This is a genomic window from Botryobacter ruber, assembly GCF_003347595.2.
GTDB classification, from domain to species: Bacteria; Bacteroidota; Bacteroidia; order Cytophagales; family Hymenobacteraceae; genus Pontibacter; species Pontibacter ruber_A.
Genome location: NZ_QCZK02000042.1, coordinates 23219 through 34535, shown reverse-complemented (window position 1 = coordinate 34535; position 11317 = coordinate 23219). Strand labels below are relative to the sequence as shown.

Here is an 11317-nt window from a genome sequence, read left to right as displayed (position 1 = left end):
AATCAGGCGGGGGAGCAGAAGCAAAACTCGCCACAACCAAGCCTATAAGTTATGCTTCGGCTACGCCTCGCACACCTCATTAGGCTAAGCCGTTGGCATGCATATCAAAAATGAAAAAAAATAGAACCTAATTATGTGTCCTAACTGCTTTCAAAAAGAATTTAAAGCCTTCCCATCTGAAAATGAGTGGCAAGAATTTGACTTATTGTTAACGAAGAAATTAGGGAGCAATAAAATGAAAAACGTAGAATTTAAACTAGATGGGAAAAGAGACAAGGATGATGGTGAATATATTTATGAATGCTTAGTATGTGGAGAGAAATGGAAATTGAAAGAGCCTGATTATTCCTTCAGGGGTTATTTTTTGCAGATTTAGTAAAGTAACAACTGCCAACAACACTAATAAATTAGCTACGCCACCTTATAGCTCAACCTGTAATAATTAATATGTACCGTCTCAGAATTCCCACGTTTTCTGGGAAGGTGGACAGGCTGCCATTACCATAATTTTTTTATATTAAATAAGGAATATGTTACAGTATTTTAAATTTATTGTGTAAATTATCTCCCAACAAACAGAGTGTCCCACTAATAAGCAGATGGCATTACTAGAACTAAGTACAAGCTATGATGAAACTAATGATTTCTCTTTTAGTGCTTATGTCCTTCTTATTAATAGGCCCATCTAATGCTAATCCGCTACAGGCAACTGTTATCAATAGCAGTATAGAAAAGAAAGTATTTTTGTATTACAAAGATGTTTTCTTGGAACAAAAAAACCACACCCTCTCTCCCAATGATACCCTGTATGTAACCTTTGACGCTGATTCCTTCTCGCCTGTGATGGTAAGTACTCCTGTAGGAAATAAACATGGAGCTGGAATATTTCTCATGCCAGGGGACACAGTCTATATCAGTTATAATGAAGCAGAAGATAATTATGATTATACTGGCAGCCACCTTGTGGAATTAGCACTTGCCAAGAAGCTGGGACAAGCACGGTTTAGTTTGGTAGGGCCATATGACCAAATTGCCTACGGAAGCAAGATGAAGTTCGAGTATTTCCTGGAAGAATGGCATAAGGTTTGGTCCGAAAGCGAAGAATTTATCATTGAGTTGAATTCTACCCATGGTGTCAGGCCAATATTCAAGGCACATTTAGAACGGGAAATAAAATTGCGCTTATTTTCTATTCTCTTGCTTCCTGCTATCCTACAAAACCCAAAGGAAGTTATTCGCCCCTATCCCCAGTTTTACCAGGATACAGTCAGGGCTTATGCTAAAATTTTACAAGAGCTGGAGTCTTTTTCTGAGAATGCCTCAGAGCGATTACTCTATGCTCTACTAGGCTATTCTATGTATAAAGCAGCACTCGAAGGACGATACGGAGATTTTAAGGTGCAGTATGAAATTGCCAAAAGGGAGTACATAGGCCATCAGCGGGAGTGGGTTTGCTTTGTTGCGCTTAAGGCTGCCCAGAAGTCCAATGTCGGAGTAAATGCCCTGATACTCGACTATCAGACATGGGCCCCGCCAAAAAGTAAGTTTGTGAGGATACTAATGACAGCTAAAGAGCTAAATGAGGTGGCCATTCTTCATGAGGCGGAACTGAACGATTCTCTCATAACCCATAACAACGAGCAGGCAAGCCTCTTCGAAATAATAAATAAAAACAAAGGCAAAATTATTCTAATAGACTTTTGGGCCAGCTGGTGTATGCCGTGCTTGATAGAGCTCCCTGCCTCCCAGCAGATGAAAGAGCAGTATAGCGATGAGGATTTTGCAGTGATTTATCTGTCTATTGATACAGATACTGAAAAGTGGCTGCAAGCCTCTGCCAAACATCTGTGGAATGTATCCGAGAGTTACAGGTTTGAAAGAAAGGAAATGGCAAATTTCCTGAAGAGGTTCAAAGTTAGAAGCATTCCTCGGTACATGCTTATTGATAGGGAAGGTGTTGTCCGCTACTCAGATGCTCCACACCCGAGCAATCCCGATTTGCAAGAACTACTCGAAGCGCTTATTTATCCGGCAATTAGAGGTAAGTATTAAAATGTACTTGTGCTTTCAAGGATCAAATGCTGGAAGAGCCTTAAGTTGACTGGTTTTATATTTTTACATATCATTATTCCGCCGTTTTTAGAGAACCGACAAGCACGGCAAATACACCTAAATTTCTTATATTGAATCAGGAATCGCGGAGTAGGTGCTAAAGAAATCTGTTATTAGGATTCCATGCATAGTGCAGATAAGCCGAATAACTCCGTTTATACTCAAGTTGGCAAACAATTAAATCATAAAAAAATTAACTATGAAAATTAAATTCTTCATTACCTGTTCCTTCATTTTCGCTGCCTGTACTCTTGGATACTCCCAAAAAGTAATGGAAGTAAACATAAATGACAAAGATTGCATCCATGTGCTTGATGGATTAATTTCATCTCCCAATGAAAGTGCCCCCGACAACCTTGCTCATTTTGAACAGGCGGTTACCCAAGAAAAGTTAGAAAAGCTTGGATTCAGCAACAGGCAATGCGTGATAGTCAAATCTTCCGCTGACATCGACATTGAGAACTTTATCTACAGAAAAGTACATGACCAGGTACAGCAGATTGGAACCAAATATAAAATTCCGATTGCAGTAAATGGAAAACTGACTTCTAATCACACAGATAGACGGAACCAGCTAAGCAAGCTAAAAGCTGAAGAAGTAAAAAAGATTAAGTTCTTAAACAAGGCAGAAGCACAGGCAAAGTACGGTGATAAGGTTGTGTTTGGCTTGATAGAAATTACTGTATAAAAAACGCATGCCAACAACTGTGTAAACGTCAGCAGCGGCCGACGTTTACACAAGTACGTTGTACACAAGCAAAACGATAATAATAGAATAGAACCATGTCTGAAGAAATGAAACAATGCCCAAAATGTAATTCACCTTATGGTTACGCAATGGGTGAAGAAATATACGCTTGCCCTGAATGTGGAAATGAGTGGAATCCGAATGAAATATTAGAAGATGCAGGACTAAAAGTAATAGATGCTAACGGAAATTTACTTATGGATGGAGATTCTGTTGTTGTAATCAAAGATTTACCCGTAAAAGGTGCTCCAAAACCTGTAAAGGCTGGGACTAAAGTAAAAAATATACGATTGACAGATGGCGATCATAATATTGACTGCAAAATTGATGGCTTCGGCTCAATGGCACTTAAATCTGAATTTGTGAGAAAGGCATAGTGTATCCGTTTCCCTAAATAAACATATGTTTATATATGAAAAACCAGATTTATCAACTTCAAATTGCTTTAAAGGGATTCAAACCAAAGATTTGGAGAAGAGTTTTAGTGCCTTCCAATATGTTGCTGTCGGATTTGCATAAAGTAATCCAAACAACCATGGGTTGGACAAATTCGCATCTGCATCAGTTTATTAAAGACAGGACTTTTTATGCTGAGAAATCGGAAGATGACGATTTTTGGGACGAGATGGACAATGTGGATTACAAAAAAATAAAAGTTTCTGATTTGTTGAAAGCGGAAAAGGATAAAATGGTTTACGAGTATGACTTTGGCGATGGCTGGGAGCATGATGTTATCCTCGAAAAAATACTTCCAATGGATAAGAATACAACCCTTCCCATCTGCCTGACCGGTAAAAACAGTTGTCCGCCAGAAGACTGCGGCGGCGTCTGGGGGTATGCCGAAATGTTAGAAGTTTTGAAAAATCCCAAACACGAAGAATATGAAAGTATTGTAGAATGGCTGGGAGAAGAGTTTGACCCTACTTATTTCGATAAAAACGAAGTGAATGAAATGTTGCAAAGTAAAAATTACGGGGTTTTTGAATATTAGACTACCGGAAGCAACTGTCCACAGCCTGAAAGTTACCTCTCCTGTGGCTCCATAGCCATTATTTGCAAGCTCCTGCGGTTGCAGCAGGAGCTTGCAAATACCTAGCCCTCCAGCCCCTTCAGCAACTTATCCAGTATCTCCTGCGCCGCCACCGCAATCACAGTACCCGGACCAAAGACACCCGCCACACCGGCATCGTAAAGGTACTGATAATCCTGTGCCGGAATCACGCCACCGACAATCACCATAATATCATCACGCCCCAACTGGCGCAGCTCGTCCAGCAGTTGCGGTACCAGCGTTTTATGACCTGCAGCGAGTGAGGACACACCAACAAGATGCACATCGTTTTCGGCGGCTTGTTTGGCTACTTCGGCAGGCGTCTGGAAGAGCGGGCCTATGTCTACATCGAAGCCGAGGTCGGCGAAGGAGGTGGCGATAACTTTGGAGCCGCGGTCGTGGCCGTCCTGGCCCATTTTGGCGACCAGGATGCGGGGGCGGCGGCCTTCCAGCTGTTCGAATTTGTCGGCCAGGGCTTTGGCGCGGGCAAAGCTTTCGTCGTCGGAAAGTTCGGAGGCGTAAACGCCTGCTATGGATTTTGTCACGGCTTTGTGTCTTCCAAATGTTTTTTCGAGCGCGTCGGATATTTCGCCCAACGTGGCGCGGTGGCGGGCGGCAGCAACAGCCAGCTCCAGCAGGTTCTCCTTACCCGAAGCTGCGGCTTGTGTGAGTGCCTCCAGCGCCTGCTGTACGGCCTCCTGGTTCCGGTTTGCTTTGACCTGTTCCAGCCTGCGCAGCTGCGACTCCCGCACAGCGGTGTTGTCTATGTCCAGAATCTCGATTTCATCCGCTTTCTGAGGTTTGTACTTGTTTACGCCTACAATCACATCTTTACCCGAATCGATACGGGCCTGCTTGCGGGCGGCGGCTTCTTCGATGCGCATTTTGGGCAGACCGGTTTCGATGGCTTTGGCCATGCCGCCCAGTTCTTCCACCTCCTGCAGCAGCGCCCAAGCCTTGTGCGCCAGCTCGTGCGTGAGTGCCTCCACGTAATACGAACCGCCCCAGGGATCTACCACTTTGGTGATGTTAGTTTCCTGCTGCAGGTAGAGCTGCGTGTTACGGGCAATGCGGGCCGAAAAATCAGTGGGGAGGGCAATGGCTTCGTCGAGGGCGTTGGTATGGAGGCTTTGGGTGCCGCCCAGGGCAGCCGCCAGCGCTTCCACACAGGTGCGGGTTACGTTGTTGAACGGGTCCTGCTCCGTCAGGCTCCAGCCGGAGGTCTGGCAGTGGGTACGCAGGGCCAGCGACTTCGGGTTCTTCGGGTTGAACTGCTTGACGAGCTTCGCCCACAGCATGCGGGCGGCTCGCAGCTTGGCTATCTCCATAAAGTGGTTCATGCCGATGGCCCAGAAAAAGGAGATGCGGGGGGCAAAATCGTCGATGTCCAGGCCAGCTTTGAGGCCGGTGCGCACGTACTCCAGCCCGTCGGCCAGCGTGTAGGCCAGTTCCAGGTCGGCGGTGGCGCCTGCTTCCTGCATGTGGTAGCCCGAAACGGAGATGGAGTTGAAGCGGGGCATATGCCGGGAGGTGTAGGCAAAAATATCGGCGATGATGCGCATGCTGGGCTCCGGCGGGTAAATGTAGGTGTTGCGCACCATAAACTCCTTCAGGATATCGTTCTGGATGGTGCCGCTCAGCTGCTCCGGCTGCACGCCCTGCTCTTCGGCTGCCACAATGTAAAAGGCCATAACAGGCAGCACGGCCCCGTTCATGGTCATGGAAACCGACATTTTATCCAGCGGAATCTGGTCAAAGAGAATTTTCATGTCCTCTACCGAGTCGATAGCCACACCGGCTTTGCCCACATCGCCTACTACGCGTGGGTGGTCGGAGTCGTAGCCGCGGTGGGTGGCGAGGTCGAAGGCAACGGAAAGTCCTTTCTGCCCGGCAGCCAGGTTGCGGCGGTAAAAGGCATTCGATTCTTCGGCAGTCGAAAAACCGGCGTACTGCCGGATAGTCCAGGGGCGCTGCACATACATGGTCGCGTACGGGCCCCGCAGGTAAGGCGGCAGCCCGGCCGGGAAGTCGAGGTGCTCAAAGTTGTTGACGTCTTCGGCGCTGTAAAAGCTTTTGAGCGGGATCTGCTCCGCCGTCTTCCATTCCGTCGGCGCCAACGGGTCTTTGGGTCCGTGTGGTGCTGCGGCTAGTTTGTGTATATCTATTATAGAAAAATCTGGTTTCATAGGTTTTTTGTACTGTGGCAGTCAAATCAGGCTGCACGTTTTATAACTGCAAATGTCCTCCTTGATTTAATCATGTAGAGGAAAATCTGAAAAGGGTGCGCTGGTGCGAGTTTGTAGCTCGTACTTTTATTTGATATTGCTGCATTTCTAAACACGCTATCTAAAATGTCAGCTCTGCGAAAGAAGACATGTTCCTTTAAATCTGTTCGTAGAATGTTAGTACGAGCTACAAGCTCGCACTAGCAAAAGATTAAAAGAATCCGGAGCAGCGGAGCGCCTCCAAAAAGGTAACTACTGCTTCAAGTTTTCAACTTGGAGCATTTATCGTGAAAGCTTTCAGCTTTCGTGAATTTTTCAATTTTCCAGCACTTGCAAGTTGAAAACTTGCCCGTTAAAAAGCTCCAAACTGAAAACTTGAAGCAGTTTTAACTACCCACTACCCCGCATGCTCCGACACCGCTACCCAGCGCCCGTCCACTTTCCTCCACACCTGCGACGAGACCGTACCCATCAGCTGCCTGCCTTCCAGCTCAATTTTCCAGCTGAACACAAAGAATACGATACCAGGCGCTATCTCTTCCAGGTGCAGCGGCGTGTAGGAATAGGTGCCCATGCGGCTTCTGTCTTTAAAGTCGTCGAGGAACTCGTGCAGTACCGGCTGGTACCCCCGCTGCACACCGGTCTTGCTGATCCAGAGCATGTCGTCGGAGTTCCAGTAGTAGGACATGGCCGTTTCCAGGTCGCCGGCGTTCCAGGCGTTTACCTGTTCGTCGAGCGCCTGCTGCACTTGGGCAGTGGCTGTGGTGGCTGGTGGTGTCGTCATGTTGAGGCTTGTTTCATGTGGAAAAATTTCTGTTTCAGGAAGTTAAGCGCCGTTGCCGTTGTAATCCTCTTCTTCCTGCAGCCTCCGGTGTATCAGCTCCAGGATGGTGATGGTGTCGCAGTCTTCGAACAGGAAAGCATCGAAGCCGGCATCCACCAGTTCCTCCTGCATGTGCTGCGGGTCGGCTGCCATGATGATGGTGGGCCTGGATTGGTGCGCACGGAGCTTCGGCACGAACTCTTTGTGGAACACTGCTTCTGTTGCAGAAACCACCACAACCTCTGCTGCTGCATGCAGCATGCGTTCGGGTACATCTTCGGCGTTTTCGAACTGCTGCAGCTCCGTATCGAAACCGGCGCATTTAAACAGTTCGCGGGCAAACGTGGTGTTCACATGCTGTTCCCGGGCCTGGCCTATTTCGGCAATAATAACTTTCGGGCGACGCTTGCGCTTGCGCAGGTGCAGTTCGGTGGCCATGCGCATAACTTCGGTAGGATAGGCCGCGCGCGTGGTATCAAAAGCAGCACTCTGGATGAGCTCTTCGGGGTCGAAATCTATTTTCTCCTGCGGGTTCGGGTATTTGTTCGTGCCCACCAATACATCTTTCCCGGAGGCAATGCTGCTGAACTTCCGGCGGCTTACTTCGGTGATGGAGCCCAGGATGAAGCCTTCCTGGTAAGCCTTTTCAAATCCGCCTTTTGCCTCTACTTCTTTAAACAGCTCCCATGCTTTTGTCGCCAGCTCCTGCGTGAGCGCCTCCAGGTAATACGAACCGGCTGCCGGGTCAACTACTTTGTCCAGGTAAGCTTCCTCTTTCAGGATAACCGACACGTTGCGGGCAATGCGTTCGGAGAACTCGTCGGAGAGGCTGAAGGTGCTGTCGAAGGGCGAAACAGTGAGCGAATCGCAGCCCGAGAGGACGGCAGCCATGGCTTCGGTGGTCACGCGGAGCATGTTGGTGTAGGGGTCGAGCGTGGTCTGGTACCAGCTGGAGCTGGAGGCGTGGATGCGCAGGTGTGCGGCCAGGGCCGGTTCGGCAGCATAGGCTTCTACAACGGCAGTCCACAGTAACCGCACCACGCGCAGCTTCACGATCTCGAAGAAATAGTTCGTGCCCGAGGCCATGCAGAACTGCACATTGCGCAGCACCGACTCCAGTGGCTCACCAGCCGTGGTCAGGTGGTCGAGGTACGTTACGGCAGCGCTGAGGGTGTAGGCTACTTCCTGCACCGCCGAAGCGCCAATGCTGCTGAAGCTGGTGCCGTTTACCGTGATGCCGTACAAGTCGGGGCTGTCTTTGGTCAGGTCGAGGATTTTGGTGATAGCTTTTAGAGAGCCTTCGTCCAGCAGAGCGCCATCCGATAATTTTCCGGTAGCCGTCAGCGGGTCGTAATTGACAAAGCCGTGCAGGTTCCGGGGCGACAGGTGTTGCTGGTGTAGGTGTGCGTACAGGCGCTCAAGGAACTGGTGCGGGTTTTCGGCCAGGGTAAAGCTGATGCTGTGCTTGCTCATGTCCAGGGTGCGCAGCAGGTACGGCACATCAAAAGGGGAATGGTCCTTCAGCACAAAATGAACACCATCGGCGCCTCTTCTGAGTGCATCAGCAGCCTGGTCTATGGCAAAAGGGCTTTCATCCTGAACGGTTATTTGCTGAATGTTCAGCCAGCTGTTGTCGCCGGTTTTGCGGCCACGCAGAAACGGGAAGTCGCCCGGCTTCAGGCTGCTAAAAGGCACCTGCTGCAGGTCTGCGCTGGTGTAATAGGGTTTAATGGCGATGTTTTCATACGAGCGCCAGGTCAGGTTTTCCAGGGGCGTATCGCGTAGTTCTTTGCGTGCCTGCTGCTCCCATGGGGCTGCTGTTGCGTTTGCTCCGTCAGAGGTAAATTCCGTAAATAGCCGCTTTGGGTTTTGCTGCTCTTCCGTGGTCATGGGTTCGTTGTGGTTTCTGGTAAAGATAGATTTTTATGCTTTACGTAGGAAAGGTGTATCAGTGGTAATATCTGTGAAACGCTATGTTTGTTCAATGCTGTCGGTGTACAGCTGGTAGAGCCAGTAGCCCAGCAGTGCCCAGACGAGCACGATTACAGCAGCCATCACATAATTGGGCCTGCGCAGGTGCATTTGCTCTTTTGCTTTCTCGCGGTAATAGTCCAGGATGGGAGCGGGGATCATTTTAATGGAAAGCCAGATGCCCAGCGGCAAAATCACGAGGTCGTCGAGGTAGCCCAGAATCGGAATGAAATCGGGAATCAGGTCGATGGGGCTGAAGGCGTAGGCTACCGTTACCACCATAATTACCTTTGCCCCGAAAGGTACGCGGTCGTCTTTAGAGGCGAGGTAGAGCGTGTAAATATCCTCCTTCAGTTTCCGGACAAGTTCTTTCCATTTGCGTAACATAACAACATGTACGGGAAAGTGTCAACCAGGGTGCTAAAAGCAGCAGGAGAGGCTGTGGTGGCAGGTGCAGTACATTTTTCAGACCCAGGAAAAGCTGGTGTTTCAGGCTTTTGCCCCCGTTATTCCTGGTTTATATACTCAATTTTATGCTTGCTGCGTTTTTACTTCGTAAACAGCCTGTTTTTGTTGCTGACATCTATCACTTTTAGCGCTAATCTTTATTCTTTGCTACAGCATCACTTTTTGCTATTTTCATGAATAAAAAATCGACATGAGGAAGTTGCTCACGTTTCTGGTTTTACCCTTTTTTAGCCTCCTGCTGCTTGCCTGTGAAAATGAGCCTGCTGCACCGGAAGTCGACTATACCCTGCAATTAGCTTATGAAGTGGACGGGGAGCCGGTGCTTCCGGAAACAATGCAGTACACTACCCAGTCAGGATACCGCTACAGCATCAGCAAACTCGAGTACTACATCTCCGATATCAGGTTAATTGCTGCAGATGGCAAAATAAAGCCTGTAGTCGGTGTGCATTATGTGAATTTTCTCGACAACAGCACCAGCCTGATCAGGTTGCCGGACGATGCCTCCGGTACCTATACCTCCCTTACCTGTAACATCGGGATAGGGCCGGACATGAATAAAACTGCGGCGCTGCCCAATACGCTGGCCAACGCGAACATGGCCTGGCCCGACCAGATGGGAGGCGGTTACCACTTCCTGAAACTCGAAGGCACGTATGAAGCAGGCAATGGCGCCGGCGTGAAAGGCTATGCCATGCACCTCGGGAAAAATGAAAACCTGGTAAAAGTAACGTTAGCAAAAGATTTCCGCCTCGATAAGAACCGTCCGCAGTTCAAGCTGGTTATGAATGTAAACGAATGGTTCAGCAACCCACGCGCTATTGATTTTGAAGTGGACGGCACCTTTTCCATGTATGACCAGCAGTACATGCAGAAACTGGTTTTGAATGGCGCTACTGTTTTTAAGTTTGCCGATGAAAACGATTAAGAAATACCTTTTCCTGTGCCTGATCATCTTTTCAGCCTGTCAGAAAAACGATCCCGAGGCTTCGGGTCCGACTGCTTACAAGCTGGAAACGCCTGTGCATTTCCCTTTGCTACAGGTTCCGGAAGATAATCCCATGACGCAGGAAGGCGTGGATCTGGGCAGGCGGCTGTTCTACGACAGGCGCCTGAGCAATGATGGCACCCGGTCCTGCAGCAGTTGCCATGTGCAGGCATCGGGCTTTACCACACCCGGAACTACCGTGCTTCCTATTGTGAACCTGGGCTGGAGCAGGAACTTCCTGTGGAAAGGAAAAGTACGGGGGCAATTGGAGGATATTACGCTTTTTGAAGTAAAGGAATTCTTTAAAGCAGACCCAGCAGTGTTTACGAACGACCCGGAATATGCCCGCATGTTCAAAAAAGCCTACCGGGTAGAGGAGGTGACGCACAAGGAGCTGGCCTACGCGCTGGCGCAGTTTTTCAGGACCATGATTTCGGCCAATTCGCCATTCGACAGGAACATGCAGAACAAGTATGTGTTTACTCCTTCAGAAGAAAATGGCATGCAGCTGTTCTTCAGCGAGAAAGGCGACTGCTTTCATTGCCACGGCAATGTGCTGTTCACAAACAACGAGTTTCATAACATAGGCTTAGAGGCTGCCCCGGATGGACAGCACCTGGGGCTCTACGAAATAACCGGAAATCCTGCCGACAAAGGAAAATTTAAAACGCCGACGTTGCGCAATGTGAGCCTCCGCAAAAGCTATATGCACGACGGACGCTTTAAAACGCTGGAGGAGGTGGTGGAGCATTACAACTCCGGCATAAAAGCCTCGCCAACGCTCGACCCGCTCCTGTACAAAAACCGGGACAACTTTAACCTGGGCCTGACCGAACAGGAAAAGCAGGACCTGGTAGCCTTTCTGGAAACCCTCACCGACCAGGAATTTGTAACTAACCCGAATTTAAGCAATCCGCATAAATAACCTGCA

At 48.7% G+C, this 11317-nt stretch carries 11 protein-coding genes; 7 read left to right on the top strand and 4 right to left on the bottom strand.

Going from position 1 to position 11317, the window contains the following annotated elements; genetic code table 11:
• Window positions 1-133: 133 nt before the first annotated feature.
• The 5 genes from DCW36_RS14020 to DCW36_RS14000 all read left to right on the top strand — a co-directional run bounded on the left by DCW36_RS14020 (window position 134) and on the right by DCW36_RS14000 (window position 3851).
• The gene (locus DCW36_RS14020) at window positions 134-376 is read left to right on the top strand and encodes a hypothetical protein (RefSeq protein ID WP_125185517.1); all 243 of its coding nucleotides are present in this window, start codon (window positions 134-136) and stop codon (window positions 374-376) included.
• A gap of 251 nt (window positions 377-627) precedes the next feature.
• Window positions 628-2052 carry a TlpA family protein disulfide reductase gene (locus DCW36_RS14015; RefSeq protein WP_114784272.1) on the top strand — a complete coding sequence of 475 codons (1425 nt, stop codon included), beginning with the start codon at window positions 628-630 and terminating at the stop codon, window positions 2050-2052.
• Window positions 2053-2311: 259 nt separating this feature from the next.
• Window positions 2312-2800 (top strand): hypothetical protein, encoded by a 489-nt coding sequence (locus tag DCW36_RS14010; protein WP_125185516.1) that lies wholly within the window; start codon window positions 2312-2314, stop codon window positions 2798-2800.
• A gap of 95 nt (window positions 2801-2895) precedes the next feature.
• Complete coding sequence (locus tag DCW36_RS14005) at window positions 2896-3237, top strand: zinc ribbon domain-containing protein YjdM (protein ID WP_114784268.1); 342 nt, start codon at window positions 2896-2898, stop codon at window positions 3235-3237.
• 35 nt (window positions 3238-3272) lie between these two features.
• Entirely contained in the window at window positions 3273-3851 is a 579-nt protein-coding gene (locus tag DCW36_RS14000) for a plasmid pRiA4b ORF-3 family protein (protein ID WP_114784266.1), read from the top strand.
• A 101-nt stretch (window positions 3852-3952) separates the two neighbouring features.
• Here the strand turns inward: DCW36_RS14000 and scpA are convergent, their stop codons facing one another.
• The 4 genes from scpA to DCW36_RS13980 all read right to left on the bottom strand — a co-directional run bounded on the left by scpA (window position 3953) and on the right by DCW36_RS13980 (window position 9317).
• Window positions 3953-6097 carry a methylmalonyl-CoA mutase gene (gene scpA / locus DCW36_RS13995; RefSeq protein WP_114784264.1) on the bottom strand — a complete coding sequence of 715 codons (2145 nt, stop codon included), beginning with the start codon at window positions 6095-6097 and terminating at the stop codon, window positions 3953-3955.
• A 436-nt stretch (window positions 6098-6533) separates the two neighbouring features.
• Entirely contained in the window at window positions 6534-6920 is a 387-nt protein-coding gene (locus tag DCW36_RS13990) for a DUF4440 domain-containing protein (protein WP_114784262.1), read from the bottom strand.
• 42 nt (window positions 6921-6962) lie between these two features.
• Window positions 6963-8849 carry a methylmalonyl-CoA mutase family protein gene (locus DCW36_RS13985; protein ID WP_114784260.1) on the bottom strand — a complete coding sequence of 629 codons (1887 nt, stop codon included), beginning with the start codon at window positions 8847-8849 and terminating at the stop codon, window positions 6963-6965.
• An 81-nt stretch (window positions 8850-8930) separates the two neighbouring features.
• Window positions 8931-9317: a YkvA family protein gene (locus DCW36_RS13980; protein WP_114784258.1), complete on the bottom strand. Its 387-nt coding sequence runs from the start codon at window positions 9315-9317 to the stop codon at window positions 8931-8933.
• A gap of 271 nt (window positions 9318-9588) precedes the next feature.
• On the opposite strand from DCW36_RS13980, the gene DCW36_RS13975 reads away from it, so the two are divergent.
• Window positions 9589-10326: an MbnP family protein gene (locus DCW36_RS13975; protein WP_114784257.1), complete on the top strand. Its 738-nt coding sequence runs from the start codon at window positions 9589-9591 to the stop codon at window positions 10324-10326.
• Window positions 10313-11311: a cytochrome-c peroxidase gene (locus DCW36_RS13970; protein WP_164891139.1), complete on the top strand. Its 999-nt coding sequence runs from the start codon at window positions 10313-10315 to the stop codon at window positions 11309-11311. The genes DCW36_RS13975 and DCW36_RS13970 overlap by 14 nt, the downstream gene beginning before the upstream one ends.
• Window positions 11312-11317 lie beyond the last annotated feature (6 nt).

Excerpts from the sequence above, each read along its gene's own strand:
- DCW36_RS14020 (WP_125185517.1), top strand. The coding sequence starts at position 134 with ATGTGTCCTAACTGCTTTCAAAAAGAATTTAAAGCCTTCCCATCTGAA.
- DCW36_RS14015 (WP_114784272.1), top strand. The coding sequence starts at position 628 with ATGATGAAACTAATGATTTCTCTTTTAGTGCTTATGTCCTTCTTATTA.
- DCW36_RS14010 (WP_125185516.1), top strand. The coding sequence starts at position 2,312 with ATGAAAATTAAATTCTTCATTACCTGTTCCTTCATTTTCGCTGCCTGT.
- DCW36_RS14005 (WP_114784268.1), top strand. The coding sequence starts at position 2,896 with ATGTCTGAAGAAATGAAACAATGCCCAAAATGTAATTCACCTTATGGT.
- DCW36_RS14000 (WP_114784266.1), top strand. The coding sequence starts at position 3,273 with ATGAAAAACCAGATTTATCAACTTCAAATTGCTTTAAAGGGATTCAAA.
- scpA (WP_114784264.1), bottom strand. The coding sequence starts at position 6,097 with ATGAAACCAGATTTTTCTATAATAGATATACACAAACTAGCCGCAGCA.
- DCW36_RS13990 (WP_114784262.1), bottom strand. The coding sequence starts at position 6,920 with ATGACGACACCACCAGCCACCACAGCCACTGCCCAAGTGCAGCAGGCG.
- DCW36_RS13985 (WP_114784260.1), bottom strand. The coding sequence starts at position 8,849 with ATGACCACGGAAGAGCAGCAAAACCCAAAGCGGCTATTTACGGAATTT.
- DCW36_RS13980 (WP_114784258.1), bottom strand. The coding sequence starts at position 9,317 with ATGTTACGCAAATGGAAAGAACTTGTCCGGAAACTGAAGGAGGATATT.
- DCW36_RS13975 (WP_114784257.1), top strand. The coding sequence starts at position 9,589 with ATGAGGAAGTTGCTCACGTTTCTGGTTTTACCCTTTTTTAGCCTCCTG.
- DCW36_RS13970 (WP_164891139.1), top strand. The coding sequence starts at position 10,313 with ATGAAAACGATTAAGAAATACCTTTTCCTGTGCCTGATCATCTTTTCA.